This is a genomic window from Desulfobacterales bacterium (assembly GCA_034003325.1).
Classification (GTDB): domain Bacteria; phylum Desulfobacterota; class Desulfobacteria; order Desulfobacterales; family JAFDDL01; genus JAVEYW01.
Genome location: JAVEYW010000013.1, coordinates 80,662 through 94,093 on the forward strand (window position 1 = coordinate 80,662; position 13,432 = coordinate 94,093).

Sequence of the window (13,432 nt, forward strand, 5' to 3'; positions counted from 1 at the left end):
ACCGGCCGGACAAATTACGCGACCTTTCTGCGTTCAACCACCTCGCCCCTGCGACCGATAACGATCTCTTCGAGCGGGATATTTTTCCCGGATGCTTCCATGCCTTTTCGAACAATGCCGTTTAGCCCGCTGCAGCAGGGAACCTCCATAATGACGGTGGTAATGCTGCGGATGCCGCCATTTCGGCAGATTTGCTCGAATTTGTCAACATAAGCCTGAACCTCGTCAAATTTGGGACATCCCATCATGACGACGCGGCCCTTCAGAAGGTTTTTGTGCAACTCCGGACAGGCCGTCGCCGCGCAGTCCGCCAGGACCAAAAGATCCGCGTTTTTTAAAAAAGGAGCGTCAGGCGGCACCAACCGAATCTTGATCGGCCAGTGGGTCAATTCCGACTTGACTGCCGGTTCGATTTTCCCAGGGGTGGATTCAGGGCAGGGTCGTGCTTTGCCGAACTCCATAATATGGGTTGACGGACACCCGCATGGCATGGCGGCCGGTTCGGCCTTGGCCGACGCTTTTTCAATTTCCGCCAGACGTTTTTCGACTGCTGTTTCGTCGAACTCCTCGGCTTCCCGCTCGATGATTCTCAGCGCGCCGTTGGGGCACTCTCCGAGGCAGGCGCCCAGACCGTCACAGAGATTGTCCGCCACGATTCTGGCTTTGCCGTCGATGACGGCGATGGTCCCTTCCGCACAAGCCGGCACGCATTGGCCGCAACCATCGCAGCGTTCTTCATCTATTTGAATAATTTTTCGTTTTACTTTTTTCATATGTCACCTATGCCGGCGTTGCCGGAAATCAAGAGCCATCAGCTGTGGATTGGAATCGATCATAACGTCGCTTCTACATTAAAAAGTTTGCGGGCATACGCCTTGGCTGTTTCAGTAAATAGCGATTTGTTCAATCGGTTCTTGATCTGATCCGCTGCGATGGGCTCGGTTTTATGCTTTTCTTCCAGGTTGCTGATTAGATCCGCGTCATAAAGCACCTTGAAGTTCAGCGTTTCTTTTTCCCTTGGATGATGGTGATGGCCGACGATGTCGGTCACTTCGGCGATGATCTCCTCGCGTGCGCGAAGCTTGGTTAAAATGCTTCTGGCAATGGGAGGGCCTTCAAGTTCCTGGTATTTGGGCGCATTGCTGTTGTGCTGGCGCTCTGCCTCCACAATACCGATGTCGTGCAGGTAGGCTGCGCAAAGAATGACGCCGAGGTCGCCCTTTTCCCCCTTGCCGATGTGTTCGGCATGGCGCGCCACCCGCATGGCATGGCCGATGCGCTTAAAATCCGTTTTAAAATACCGTTTCATTTCAACGGCGACCCGGTCTTTTAGCAGATCCTCTTTTTGCGCAAGCAGCTCGGGGGGCAGGGTGCCGAGACATTGCTCCGCGTGCTCGCAATAGGACGCGCAACCGAAATCCATTTTCGGGTTTATAAACCGATGATCGCATTGGTGGCATTTTCGCGCCGTGTCGTCTTTGAAAAACTCCACGCTTGCGCCGCATTTGGGGCAATGCGCTTCAAAAATAGCGCTTGCTTCCCAGTACCTGCTGTCCTGTCCCGGGCATTTCATGGGAAACCTCCTGACTACAGTTGATAATTAAGAATTGAGAATTGAGAGTTGAGCATCTGAGGATGCCCTCGTTTTCATAAGCATCTTAGCAATTGCTCCCGCCTGAAGTTTTCAACACTCAGTTCCGATTTTGATTAAAAATTCGTTATGAACGGGTACCTGTTTGCTTTTGGCATAACCCCCAACGGATCCAGCCGATAGGGCCGGAAGATGGGCCGCCCGTTTGTCATCGAAGGCGGCCCTTTTCTTTAAAGCCTTTTTGCTTCCCAGCCTTCCAGCGTCCCGGCTTTCAAGCTTTCCAGCATCCGGCTAAAGCCGGATTTCATCCCAGAATGGCCTTCAGATCCTCGTCCGGCGTGCTGATGGGCATGATATTGAATTTTTCCACCAGCACGTTGAGAATGTTGGGGGAGATGAACGCCGGCAGGGAGGGGCCGAGCCGAATGTTCTTAACCCCCAGGGAAAGCAGCGTCAGCAAGATGGCGACTGCTTTTTGTTCATACCAGGACAGAATCATGGACAGCGGCAAATCATTGACGCCGCACCCGAAGGCATTGGCCAGCGCCACGGCGATTTGAACCGCGGAGTAAGCATCATTGCACTGGCCTACATCCAGAAGGCGCGGAATGCCGCCGATGTCGCCAAGATCTTTGTCAAAGAACCGGAATTTGCCGCAGGCAAGTGTCAAAACCACACAATCCTTCGGCACCTTCTCCACAAATTCCGTGTAGTAGTTGCGTCCCGGTTTGGCGCCGTCGCAGCCGCCGACCAGGAAGAAATGGCGAATGGCCTTATTCTTTACGGCTTCAATCACGGTGCCGGCGACGCCCATGACCGTGTTGCGGGCAAAACCGACCATCACGGTTTTTCCGGGAACATCTTCGGCAAAACCCGGTAGTGCCAGGGAGCGATTAATCGCCGGCGTAAAGTCCTTGTCGGCGATATGCGGAATGCCCGGCCATCCAACGAGGCCTGTGGTGAAGATATTGTCCTGATAGATTTCCTGGGGTTTTTGAATACAGTTGGTGGTCATGACGATCGCTCCGGGAAACTGGGAAAATTCCCGTGCCTGGTTTTGCCAGGCCGTACCGTAATGACCGTAAAAGTGAGAATATTTCTTAAGTTCCGGGTATCCGTGGCAGGGCAGCATCTCGCCATGCGTGTAAACATTGATTCCCTTGCCTTCGGTTTGCTTTAAAATGGCTTCCAGGTCTTTCAGGTCATGACCGGAGACGAGAAGTGCCTTTCCCTTTTTGGCACCCAAAGGAACGCTTGTGGGCACCGGATGTCCATAAGCACCCGTATTTCCAGCGTCCAGTAGCTCCATTGCCCGCAGGTTGATCTGGCCGCATTTCATGACCAGACCCACCAGTTCATCGGCGCCCAGGCTCTTATCCAGTGTTGCTCCCATGGCCTCATAAATAAACTCAAAGACCGCATCATCGGTTTGCCCGAGAATTCGCGCATGGTCCGCATAGGCGGCCACGCCCTTAAGCCCATAAATAAGGAGCTGCTGCAAAGAGAGAATGTCTTCGTTGGCATTGGGATCGGCCTTGATACCGACCTTTTCGCCCTGCGCTACCAGCCCCTCAAGGGTTTTTTCCGGCTCAAATACCGCCGGTCCGTCCGAAAACGCCACGTTGCCGCCGGCGGCCTTTACCTTTTCCTTTAGTGCCTCGCGATACGAGACGCACTGGCGAATCAGGCCGTCAAAGCGCGCCGGATCAAAATCAACGTTGGTGAGTGTCGAAAAGATGGCTTCACAGGTAAAATTGTCGATAGCGGCGTCCTTTACGCCCACTTTTTTGCCTGCCAGCGCCACCTGGCTTATTCCCTTTACCGCATATATCAGCAGATCCTGAAGCGCGGCGACTTCCGGTTGTTTTCCACAAACACCGATTTTGGTGCATCCCTGGCCTTTAGCGGTCTGTTCACATTGAAAACAAAACATGGTTGATCCTCCTTAAGGTGTTTCTATGAGTTAAGTACAAATGACACATGATTGCTGTTTGATTCATATCTACCGAATTCCACGGCTTGCCGCCTTGACTTAGATCAAAAAAAATGAGATTTTTTCAAAAAACTGAAAATTAAAGGAAAAATGATGGACTTTTTTTCGAGCATTCCCCTTTTCGAAGGCCTTGCCCCAAGCGATTTGAACGCGCTGAAGGCCATTTCAGTGGTAAAAAAATACAGCAAGGATGAAATCATTTTCTCCGAAGGTGATCCCGGCAACGGCTTTTATGTGGTCAAAAGCGGAACGGTGAAAATTTTTAAATCTTCCCTGGACGGGAAGGAAAAAATTCTACATATTTTCGGCGCCGGTGAACCGTTCGGAGAGGTGCCCGTTTTCGCCGGAAACCCTTTTCCGGCCCATGCCCATGCCATCGCCGCCAGCAGCCTCCTTTTTTTTCCGAGAAACGATTTTGTTCGCCTTATTACCGAAAATCCTTCCCTGGGCCTGAACATGCTGGCGGTGTTGGCTATGCGGCTTCGCCAGTTTGCCATGCAGATCGAGCACCTGTCCTTAAAGGAGGTGCCCGCCCGCCTTGCCTCTTATCTGCTGTATCTTTCGGAGGAGCAAAAACATCCGCAAAAGGTTACCTTATCTATTTCCAAGGGGCAGCTTGCGAGCCTTCTGGGAACCATGCCCGAAACCTTGTCCCGCATTTTGGCCAGAATGAGCAAAGCCGATCTGATTGAAGTCAGCGGCCGGCGCATCGGATTGAGGAGTCCTGAAGGACTTCAGTTTCTTTCCGATGGCGCCATGACGTTGGAATGAAGGCGCCCGCTACTTGTTCACCCCCGCCAGCTCGACACTTAAGGTCGTGATATGGCCCATTTCTTCCTTGATGATGTCGTCTATTTTTGACTTTCCAAAGGCTTCGGGTACCATTTCCCTGATGCCCGCATAAAAGACGATGGAATCTTTTTCCGCGCGAATGGCGGAACGGTAGATGTCTTCGATAATATCGATTTCAGTGTGTGTTTCGCTGATCGCTACATTGGGCTTTTTCTTATGATGAAACACCCGTGTATCGGCCAGTGCTTTAAGATATTTTTGAATATCCGGGTCGATTCCGGCCATGAGGGGTTGCCTTTCCGACGCGGATAATTTTTTTCGAAACTCGGCAAAGGTTTTTTGGTGCTCATCTTCCATTGCGGCCAGCCGCAGCAGCATTTCCCTAATGCCGGGCGTTGTCACGCGTCTGGCGGCGTTCCGATAAAATTTAGCCCCGTTTTTTTCGATGTGCTCCGCCATTTCAAATACCGCATCTGCATTAAAATCATAAATCATAATCTGTCGCCGTTCCTTTCATTCTACCGGAAATTAAGCACCGCATCACATGTTCTCCAATATAACGACTCGATGTTACGTTGTAAAGCACGGTGCCCCCCCCGGCCACAGGGCAACTGATCAGAATAGTTGACAAACGGTGGATGAACAAGGCAGATAATGAGAATGGGAAATCCGGCTTGTAGCGGTAATATCATCGAGAAGGTACGCCACGCCATGAGGGGTAACAAAATCCATCGTAATATTACCGTAAAACGCCTGGCCCTGGATTTTATTCAATTTCTTAGATGCCAGCGGCCATTGGTTTACTTGTTCGGAAACCCCTTTCAAAGAAGCAGGCATTATATTGAAATTGATATTACCTATCGGTGCAACCTGATGTGCCTTAATTGCAATCGCTCCTGCACGCAAAGCCCGAGCCCTATTGAAATGCCGGTGGCAACCATTGTGTCCTTTATCGACCAGAGCATTGCATCCGGTGCAACATGGCGGCGAATTCGTCTGCTGGGCGGCGAACCGACCCTGCACACCCGGTTTTTCGATATCATCGAGTTGTTGCGTGCCTACCGAACGGCGCACAACCCGGAACTGAGAATCGTTGTCTGCACAAACGGATGCGGAGCAAAGGTTCAAAGGCGGCTTCAACAACTGCCCGCAGATATCGCAATAAAGAATACATCCAAACTAGGCGGGCAACGCTTATTCCGGCCCTTTAACAGGGCCCCCGTTGACTCACGATGGAATCGATTCGCCGACTTTTCCTGCGGTTGCCGGATTTTAGGTGACTGCGGTATCGGGCTGACGCCCATGGGCTATTATGCTTGCGCCGTTGCGGGTGGAATCGACCGAATTTTCGAGTTTAATGTCGGCAGACCGCAATTGCCCGAGCCGGGTGACGACCTGGAGAATCATCTTCGCCTGTTTTGCCGGTATTGCGGCCACTTTGGGTTTCAGTGGCCCACGAAACAGGCGAAAATGTCTCCCGTCTGGCAGAAGGCGTACCGGCGTTGTAACATGAGGCGGCCTGCCGCCCCGTAACGAAGATTAAATTTTTTTCTTCTCGAACCAAAAGAATAAAGAGATCACCCCCACCCAAAAGAGCGGCGCAATGACCCACTTCGACAGACCGATCGTCTCCGGCATCCCGATCTTTCCGAAATCTTTCCAGGCAAGAACCGTTGATTTAAAAAAAGGATAAAGCTCCGCGAAAAGCGCGGCGCCGGCCACCATGCCGATTACCGCGAACAGCGCATGCCAGCGGCCCTCGCCCAGCGCGCCGATCGACGTGCCTGGGCAAAACCCCATGATCGCCCATCCGGCGCCGAAAAGTCCCCCTCCGATCACAATAGCGCCCACATTCATTGGCTTGTGGCTCAGTTTAATGAGCTGCAAATCGGACATCAGAAGAATACCGACCATGCCGACCATTATCGCCGAGAGCATGAATTTTAAAATCGTCATGTCCTTGAACAGCATGGCGCCGATCTGTTTGTCGAAGCGAAGGACCCGACCTTTTTGAAGCAAAAACCCGAACAAAACCCCTGTGATAAGACCCAGCCACTGATCAGTAGTCATGAGGACCTCCTTCGGTAAACGAGGTTGGCAACCAGAACGCCGATGCCGAAAAACATGACCAGAGCGACAAAGGAGCTGACCGATAATTGCATCATGCCACTCAGACCATGCCCGCTCGGGCAGCCGTCCGCCAGGCGAGCCCCCACCATGGCGACTGCACCGCCGAGAAAAGCGGCAACCGCCCGTTTTCCGATGGATGGGCCGAACCGCTCTTCCCAAGTAGGGGGGACAGGCTCAAATTTATAACTTTTATCTGACATGGAAGAAATGAATGCCCCCAGAAAAATGCCCAATACCAGCATAAACTGCCAGTCGATCTTGATTTTCGTCTCCTGATAGTATTCGTTTGCAGCCACATGCTCGGCGGCAATCGCTTGTTGAAGCACACCGGCGGCTCGAACAAAGGTGGTTGAAGCCCCCAGGTAGCTGGTTTTCCCAAGCCACTGCGTGGTGGCATAGGCTGACGCAATCGCCAGAAGGCCCACAAGTGCCCCTGCCACATAGGGGCTCCATCCGCCATTCCTTGTTTGCTGACTCATTCCGGAAATCTCCTTTCCATCTAATGTTTCATGCTGATTGAACAGGACCTGGCGCTCAACGGCGCCGAACCCATTCGCCCGCGGCCGATTCTGTTTTTATACCTTAAAATACATCAATTGACCAGCGGCCCGGTTTCCGGCTTTGCCGGATTATACCCTTTACCAGAAACATGCACGCTTTTGCATGTACATTCGCCAAAGCTGAAAGATGGCTTTTATGCATCCCAGCATCCCAGCATTCCAGCATCCGGCCTTGCCGGATTAGGCCATACGGCGCGGATCAAGTTAACTGCATCGGGTTTTTCCGGAATCGGTGTGTTTCTACACCGATAAGTGGCGTCCGACCGGTTACGCAATGTTACAGATCATGCTGTTTTTTGGTATAAATGTCTTGTACGGTAACCCGGAGTCTTTGGCGACGTATCCCGGCACGGCAATCCCCGAGTCGAACTGCGCATAGTTGACAAAAGTTCTGCCGTCAATACGCACCTTTATACCGGCAACCGCCTCTTTGAGCGGAATCACCGCATAAACATGATGATATTTTTCCTTTATGTCAACGAACCCCATCTCATCGGCCTCCTTGCCGATATCGACTTCCATGTAGTGCCTGGAGTCTGTTATCAGGTGATTCTGAAACTTGTCTTTCATTCGGGTCAATACCTTGTCCAGTCTATTTTCCATGGTTATTTCCTCCTTATTTTCCGATGAGCTTACACCAGTGCTGTTCTTCTTTTTATGGTTAAAGAATATGATCATCGCGTTAAAGTGCAACAGGGATTAAATCAGGAGATTATGATAGGGAAACCCCATTATTTTGATGGGCGCTTCGAATCGTTGTTTATAAATTGCCATTGAGATTGCCCGATGGTACTGATGATAACGCCAATATTTTATATTGGGTTCATTTTAAAACGCCCTATGTGGCAAAAGGTATCGAAAATGGCCGGCATATATGAGGTATATATTAAAACGCATTTTTCCGCGGCCCATGCGCTGAAGGGATATTCCGGTGACTGTGCCCGTTTGCACGGGCATAATTGGATCATCGAGGTGTACGTTAAATGCAAAAAATTAGATGAAATCGGGATTGGTGTCGACTTCAGAGAGATTAAAACGGCGGTCAAGGAGGTGTTAACCGGCCTGGACCACTTCAATCTAAATGAATTGTCCGCTTTTCAAAACACCAATCCGACATCTGAAAACATAGCTTGTTTTTTGTACAATGAAATTGGCAACATGCTCAATAACGACGCTGTTCAGGTTTCCAAAATAAGGGTTTGCGAAACCCCGAATGCCGGCGCGTTTTATTGGGAAGAATGAGTGCCGTAGATCCGCAATCTCTTCGAAAGGCTAAAGACCTATTGCCGGTAAGGATACAAGATTGAGCAGTTGACTGGAGAGTACGGCTGCCGCTCCCAAAAACCGCAGAAAAGGCATTTCGTTGTCCACCCGCGCCAGGTGGCGCACATTCCGAAAACAAACGGTTTCGAATTTTTAGGCCTTCGGCACCATGTTTCCCAATGGAAAAGATCCGTATCATCGAATGGATTATTGACAAATGACGATATGCTCCATAGGAATGAGCCGCATGAGGTCCATCGGCAAGCGGGTAGCTTCTGTCTTGAAGGGTAATGGACCTTTTAAACCGGCGTTAATTTTTTTTATGGTTACGAGTGGATGGATGAATAAGCGAGAGACTTTTTCCGACAACTGGCTAAAATTCGACCGGGAGCATATCTGGCACCCCTATACTTCCGTAACGGACCCGCTGCCCGTGTATCCGGTGGTATCGGCCGATGGGGTTCGATTGACGCTTGCGGACGGCAGGCAACTCATTGACGGGATGAGCTCCTGGTGGGCGGCGATTCACGGCTATAACTGCCCGGAGCTGAATCGGGCGCTTTGTGACCAGGTAACATTAATGAGTCATGTGATGTTCGGCGGCATCACGCATCAGCCGGCCGTGGCGCTGGCGGCTTTGCTGACGCAGATGACGCCTGAGCCTTTGGAAAAGGTTTTTTTCTCCGATTCCGGTTCCGTGGGGGTAGAGGTCGCCATCAAAATGGCCATTCAATACTGGCATGCCATGGGACGCCCGGGCAAGCACCGGCTGTTGACGGTTCGATCCGGCTATCACGGAGACACCTTTGGCGCAATGGCCGTGTGTGATCCGGTAACCGGCATGCATGAGCTGTTTACCGGCGTGTTGCCGGTGCATTATTTTGCAGACGCTCCCCCATGTGGGTTTGATGCGCCCTGGGACGAGGCGGACCTGGACGGGTTCAAGGCCCTGATTTCCGCGCACCATCACGAGATCGCGGCCGTTATTTTAGAGCCGCTGGTGCAGGGCGCCGGCGGCATGCGCTTTTATTCGCCGGTTTACCTTCAGCGGGTCCGGGCGCTTTGTGATGAGTATGACGTGTTGCTGATTCTGGATGAGATTGCCACCGGATTCGGCAGGACCGGAAAACTCTTTGCCTGTGAGCATGCGGGGATTAACCCCGATATTATGTGTCTGGGAAAGGCGCTTACCGGTGGATACATGAGCCTTGCCGCCACCTTGACCACTCAGGAAGTGGCGGACGGCATTTGCGGCAATGCGCCGGGTGTCTTTATGCACGGTCCGACGTTTATGGGAAATCCTCTGGCCTGTGCCGTGGCAGCGGCCAGCATTGAAAAGCTGTTGAATTCGGATTGGCAAAGACGCGTGCTGAATATTGAAAAAGGGCTTTTGGCCGGTCTCATGCCCTGCAAGCGCCTGGCACAGGTAACGGATGTGCGGGTGCTGGGCGCCATCGGCGTGGTGGAGCTGAAGCAGCCCGTCCATATGGCCCGAATGCAAAAGCGGTTTGTGGACAAGGGGGTCTGGATTCGGCCTTTTGGTAAACTGGTTTACACGATGCCGCCCTACATCATTTCGGAAAAGGATCTGGAAACGGTGACGCGGGCGATTTGCGAGGTGGTGACGGAAGCGGAAGTTGAATAAATTCGATTTTATCGACCATGCGCTTGAGGACCGGCACGCCCGGCATCTGTTTCGCAGGTTTCGCTCAATTGCGCCGGAAACAGGCCCGATGGTGTCCCTTGATGGTAAACTGGTGCTCAATTGCTGCTCCAATGACTATCTTGGGCTTTCTAAACATCCGTTGTTAAGGGAGCGAGCTGCCGAATTTATGGATAAATTCGGCGCCGGGGCAACGGCCTCAAGACATATTTGCGGCAACCTGAGCTGTTTTGACGGCATCGAAAAAAAACTGGCCGATCTTAAGGGCAGCCCTTCCGCGCTTATCATGAATGCGGGTTATCAGACGAATATCGCGCTTCTTTCCACGCTGGCGGACCGGGATTCGCTGATATTATCGGACTGGCTGAACCATAACAGCCTGATTCGGGGCGCGCTGCTGGCCCGGTGTCGCGTTGAGCGATTTCGTCATAACGATCTGGCGCATCTGGCGCAACTTTTGACGCAAAGCCGAAAAAAGGCGTATTCGCGGGTTTTGATTGTCACCGAATCCGTGTTCAGCATGGACGGGGACCGGTGCGATGTGGATGCGTTGATCGAGCTGGCCAATGCGTTCAACGCCATTTTATATATGGATGAGGCGCATGCGACCGGTGTTTTCGGCGTGCGAGGCATGGGCCTTACGGCCGGGAAAAAGGTGGACGTGGTCATGGGCACCTTCAGCAAGGGGTGCGGGGCTTACGGGGCGTATGTGACCTGTTCGGAAAAAATTCGCGACTATCTGATCAACTGCTGTCATGGGCTTATTTTTACCACGGCCTTGCCGCCCGCGGTTTTGGGAAGCATCGATGCCGCGCTGGACCTGGTGCCGCAAATGGATGCCGAGCGCGCGCAGCTTTCCGCGCATGCGGATTATCTTCGCAACGCTCTGCTGAAAATGGGCTGGCAGACGGGAGCGTCCACTACTCAGATCGTGCCGGTGGTGATCGGGGGAGAAGAAGAAACCATGGCCTTATCGGCCTTTCTGGAAAATAGGGGCATTATGGCCACCGGCATTCGGCCGCCCACGGTTGAAGCCGGGCAATCCCGCATTCGGCTCACGCTGACCGCGTTGCACACCCGGCAGCAGGCGCAACAGGTCATCGATGCGTTTAAGGCCTGGAGCGAGCAGCATGGCAGGTAATTTCCCGGACACGATTTTTGTTGCAGGCACGGATACGGCGGTTGGTAAAACGGTTGTCTCCGCGTTGCTGGTTGCGGGACTTCGCGCGGAATACTGGAAGCCGGTGCAAAGCGGCGCCGAAGCGGGCACGGATACGGAGTGGATACGATCCAAAACGGGCTTGCCGAACACGTTTTTTCACCCGGAGGTATACGTGCTTTCGCCATTTCTTTCTCCCCATGCGGCGGCCTCCCGGGAAGGCGTTCGCATTGATCTGGCTGCCATTCAATTGCCCGAACGCCGCCTGGCCAATCACCTGATTATTGAGGGTGCCGGCGGCATCATGGTGCCGCTGAACGAAAAAGAGACCATGGCGGATCTCATTCATCAGCTTCGTGCACCGGTGCTGCTGGTGGCCCGAAGCACGCTGGGCACCATCAATCATACCTTATTGTCCCTGGAGAAATTGAGAAGCATCAAAGCCAACATTCTCGGTGTCGTCATGAATGGGCCAATCAACCCGGATAACCGGGCCGCCATCGAATCGTTCGGCCATATTCGGGTGATCACAGAAATTCCGCCCATGGCTGTTATCACCGGGAAAAGCCTTTTGGACACGTTCAACCGTTGCTTTGATTTGAAGCGGGCTGCGGCCGCAAGACAGGGGGATGAATGGATTTAAAACAAATTATCGCATTGGCTGAGAATAGGATCGACGGGGAAACCCCCGACCTGAAGACCTTGCGCGCCATTGCCCGCTTTCCCGAAGAAAAGGTATTTCACCTTATGGCAGGGGCGGATCTGTTGCGGGCGCATTTTTTCGGCAACACGGTGCATCTTTGCACCATCTGCAATGCCAAGTCCGGCCGATGCAGCGAAGATTGCCGGTTTTGCGCGCAATCGGCCCATTACTGCACGGATGCCCCGGTCTATCCGTTGCTGGAAAGGCGCAAACTGGTTGAAGTGGGAACACGCGCTGCCGATTCTCCTATCCATCGCTATTCCATTGTCACCACAGGCAGAAGCCTTGCAACATCCGAGGTGAAGGAAGTCGCCGCCGCGCTTTCGGCAGTGGGAAAGGCGGGAATCGAAACCTGCGCATCGCTGGGGATTTTAACTTCGCAGGATTTTGAAATTTTGAAAGCCGCCGGGGTAGGGCGCTACCATCACAATCTGGAAACCGCGGAAAGTCATTTTGATAATACATGTACCACGCATCGCTATGCGGATCGCGTGGCCACGGTTCGGGCTGCCAAGGCGGCCGGGCTGACGGTGTGCAGCGGCGGCATCTTCGGGATCGGCGAAACCGATGACCAGGTGCTGGAATTGGCCCTCGCGTTGCGCGACCTTAATGTCGATGCGGTGCCGCTGAATTTCCTGGTGGCGATTCCGGGGACGCCCTTTGAGAAGTCCGTGGGTTTGACGCCGTTGCGCTGTTTGAAAATCATCGCTTTGTTTCGGTTTGTGCTGCCCGATAAGCAGATTCTGATTTGCGGCGGCAGGGAAGCCAATTTAAGAGAACTTCATCCCCTCGTGTTTTATGCCGGCGCCAGCGGTATCATGACGGGAAATTACCTGACTGCCGCCGGCCGCACCGTGGAAAGCGATTTGGTGCTTTTGAAACAGTTGGGAATGGTGGTGAAAGAAAGGTGCGGCTCAGGTTTGACGACTTCATAAAAAAGAAATTTTTAGCGCGAAACCCGCCAAGAACGCCCAGAAGGAGCCATAGAGCAGCGCTGCAATTGTTGCGATCTTGCGTGAGATCCGGTTATCGTTCCTTCGGCGGCGTGGAAGGGGTGTCACAGGCCCGATAACCACCATATACCAGATTCTCAAAATTATCGATTTCGATCTGTTGTTTCGAAAGCATCTGTTTAACAACATCAGCCAGGGTTACGATACCCACTAATTCGCTATGGTCAAAAATCGGCAGGTGACGAGAATCCCTGGCGACCATTAGCGACAAACAATGGTCCAGCGTGTCTTCAGGTGTCGCGCAGGTAAGGTTCGTCGTCATCAACTCGCCAACGAGGATATTATAAGAGGATTTTCCCTTAAGGATCACTTTCCGACAATAATCGCGCTCCGTGATAATGCCGATGACCTTGCAATCGTCAATGACCATCAAGGCACCGATGTTTTTTTCCGCCATCAATTCCAGCGCTTTGTAAACGGTTTCGCCGGATGAAATAGACCATACGTCATGGCCTTTTTCCGCCAACAGGCTTTTTATGGTTTTCATTTCTGTCGCCTCTTTATTAAATCGTATGAAATCTCAATGGATTAAAATTATACTAACCTTTTGGGATGATTTTAAGTT

At 52.4% G+C, this 13,432-nt stretch carries 15 protein-coding genes; 7 read left to right on the top strand and 8 right to left on the bottom strand.

What is annotated here, in order from left to right:
• Nucleotides 1-14 precede the first annotated feature (14 nt).
• The 3 genes from RBT11_14450 to hcp form a co-directional block, all read right to left on the bottom strand.
• A complete protein-coding gene (locus RBT11_14450; GenBank protein MDX9787981.1) occupies nt 15-773 on the bottom strand; it encodes a 4Fe-4S binding protein in 759 nt (252 codons plus the stop codon).
• 59 nt (nt 774-832) lie between these two features.
• On the bottom strand, nt 833-1,573 hold the full coding sequence (locus tag RBT11_14455; GenBank protein MDX9787982.1) for an HD domain-containing protein: 741 nt from the start codon (nt 1,571-1,573) through the stop codon (nt 833-835).
• A gap of 322 nt (nt 1,574-1,895) precedes the next feature.
• Nucleotides 1,896-3,524, bottom strand: a complete 1,629-nt coding sequence (hcp, locus tag RBT11_14460) for a hydroxylamine reductase (protein ID MDX9787983.1) — start codon at nt 3,522-3,524, stop codon at nt 1,896-1,898.
• 153 nt (nt 3,525-3,677) lie between these two features.
• Here hcp and RBT11_14465 point away from each other — a divergent pair, with 153 nt between their 5' ends.
• On the top strand, nt 3,678-4,355 hold the full coding sequence (locus tag RBT11_14465; protein MDX9787984.1) for a Crp/Fnr family transcriptional regulator: 678 nt from the start codon (nt 3,678-3,680) through the stop codon (nt 4,353-4,355).
• Nucleotides 4,356-4,364: 9 nt separating this feature from the next.
• On the opposite strand, the gene RBT11_14470 is transcribed toward RBT11_14465, so the two are convergent.
• Nucleotides 4,365-4,871 (bottom strand): ferritin family protein, encoded by a 507-nt coding sequence (locus RBT11_14470; protein MDX9787985.1) that lies wholly within the window; start codon nt 4,869-4,871, stop codon nt 4,365-4,367.
• 216 nt (nt 4,872-5,087) lie between these two features.
• Between RBT11_14470 and RBT11_14475 the strand changes: the two genes are divergently transcribed.
• Nucleotides 5,088-5,909: a radical SAM protein gene (locus RBT11_14475; protein ID MDX9787986.1), complete on the top strand. Its 822-nt coding sequence runs from the start codon at nt 5,088-5,090 to the stop codon at nt 5,907-5,909.
• 6 nt (nt 5,910-5,915) lie between these two features.
• Here RBT11_14475 and RBT11_14480 read toward each other — a convergent pair whose 3' ends face one another.
• From RBT11_14480 to RBT11_14490, 3 genes are all read right to left on the bottom strand, one after another.
• Complete coding sequence (locus RBT11_14480; GenBank protein ID MDX9787987.1) at nt 5,916-6,446, bottom strand: YeeE/YedE thiosulfate transporter family protein; 531 nt, start codon at nt 6,444-6,446, stop codon at nt 5,916-5,918.
• Nucleotides 6,443-6,985: a YeeE/YedE thiosulfate transporter family protein gene (locus RBT11_14485; protein ID MDX9787988.1), complete on the bottom strand. Its 543-nt coding sequence runs from the start codon at nt 6,983-6,985 to the stop codon at nt 6,443-6,445. Before RBT11_14485 ends, RBT11_14480 begins: the two co-directional genes overlap by 4 nt.
• 348 nt (nt 6,986-7,333) lie before the next feature.
• Entirely contained in the window at nt 7,334-7,669 is a 336-nt protein-coding gene (locus RBT11_14490) for a hypothetical protein (GenBank protein ID MDX9787989.1), read from the bottom strand.
• 258 nt (nt 7,670-7,927) lie between these two features.
• On the opposite strand from RBT11_14490, the gene queD reads away from it, so the two are divergent.
• The 5 genes from queD (at nt 7,928) to bioB (ending at nt 12,789) form a co-directional block, all read left to right on the top strand.
• A complete protein-coding gene (queD, locus tag RBT11_14495; GenBank protein ID MDX9787990.1) occupies nt 7,928-8,308 on the top strand; it encodes a 6-carboxytetrahydropterin synthase QueD in 381 nt (126 codons plus the stop codon).
• A 361-nt stretch (nt 8,309-8,669) separates the two neighbouring features.
• Complete coding sequence (gene bioA / locus RBT11_14500; GenBank protein MDX9787991.1) at nt 8,670-9,974, top strand: adenosylmethionine--8-amino-7-oxononanoate transaminase; 1,305 nt, start codon at nt 8,670-8,672, stop codon at nt 9,972-9,974.
• Entirely contained in the window at nt 9,967-11,133 is a 1,167-nt protein-coding gene (locus tag RBT11_14505; protein MDX9787992.1) for an 8-amino-7-oxononanoate synthase, read from the top strand. Before bioA ends, RBT11_14505 begins: the two co-directional genes overlap by 8 nt.
• Nucleotides 11,123-11,794, top strand: a complete 672-nt coding sequence (bioD, locus tag RBT11_14510) for a dethiobiotin synthase (protein MDX9787993.1) — start codon at nt 11,123-11,125, stop codon at nt 11,792-11,794. Before RBT11_14505 ends, bioD begins: the two co-directional genes overlap by 11 nt.
• A complete protein-coding gene (gene bioB, locus RBT11_14515) occupies nt 11,785-12,789 on the top strand; it encodes a biotin synthase BioB (protein MDX9787994.1) in 1,005 nt (334 codons plus the stop codon). Before bioD ends, bioB begins: the two co-directional genes overlap by 10 nt.
• A gap of 91 nt (nt 12,790-12,880) precedes the next feature.
• On the opposite strand, the gene RBT11_14520 is transcribed toward bioB, so the two are convergent.
• Nucleotides 12,881-13,354: a CBS domain-containing protein gene (locus RBT11_14520; GenBank protein MDX9787995.1), complete on the bottom strand. Its 474-nt coding sequence runs from the start codon at nt 13,352-13,354 to the stop codon at nt 12,881-12,883.
• Between the last annotated feature and the right edge of the window lie 78 nt (nt 13,355-13,432).

What these genes read in the sequence shown, in the direction of transcription:
- bioB (MDX9787994.1), top strand. Translation starts at nt 11,785, where the DNA reads ATGGATTTAAAACAAATTATCGCATTGGCTGAGAATAGGATCGACGGG.
- hcp (MDX9787983.1), bottom strand. Translation starts at nt 3,524, where the DNA reads ATGTTTTGTTTTCAATGTGAACAGACCGCTAAAGGCCAGGGATGCACC.
- RBT11_14480 (MDX9787987.1), bottom strand. Translation starts at nt 6,446, where the DNA reads ATGACTACTGATCAGTGGCTGGGTCTTATCACAGGGGTTTTGTTCGGG.
- RBT11_14490 (MDX9787989.1), bottom strand. Translation starts at nt 7,669, where the DNA reads ATGGAAAATAGACTGGACAAGGTATTGACCCGAATGAAAGACAAGTTT.
- bioA (MDX9787991.1), top strand. Translation starts at nt 8,670, where the DNA reads ATGAATAAGCGAGAGACTTTTTCCGACAACTGGCTAAAATTCGACCGG.
- RBT11_14475 (MDX9787986.1), top strand. Translation starts at nt 5,088, where the DNA reads ATGAGGGGTAACAAAATCCATCGTAATATTACCGTAAAACGCCTGGCC.
- RBT11_14485 (MDX9787988.1), bottom strand. Translation starts at nt 6,985, where the DNA reads ATGAGTCAGCAAACAAGGAATGGCGGATGGAGCCCCTATGTGGCAGGG.
- RBT11_14465 (MDX9787984.1), top strand. Translation starts at nt 3,678, where the DNA reads ATGGACTTTTTTTCGAGCATTCCCCTTTTCGAAGGCCTTGCCCCAAGC.
- RBT11_14450 (MDX9787981.1), bottom strand. Translation starts at nt 773, where the DNA reads ATGAAAAAAGTAAAACGAAAAATTATTCAAATAGATGAAGAACGCTGC.
- RBT11_14455 (MDX9787982.1), bottom strand. Translation starts at nt 1,573, where the DNA reads ATGAAATGCCCGGGACAGGACAGCAGGTACTGGGAAGCAAGCGCTATT.
- RBT11_14520 (MDX9787995.1), bottom strand. Translation starts at nt 13,354, where the DNA reads ATGAAAACCATAAAAAGCCTGTTGGCGGAAAAAGGCCATGACGTATGG.
- RBT11_14470 (MDX9787985.1), bottom strand. Translation starts at nt 4,871, where the DNA reads ATGATTTATGATTTTAATGCAGATGCGGTATTTGAAATGGCGGAGCAC.
- queD (MDX9787990.1), top strand. Translation starts at nt 7,928, where the DNA reads ATGGCCGGCATATATGAGGTATATATTAAAACGCATTTTTCCGCGGCC.
- bioD (MDX9787993.1), top strand. Translation starts at nt 11,123, where the DNA reads ATGGCAGGTAATTTCCCGGACACGATTTTTGTTGCAGGCACGGATACG.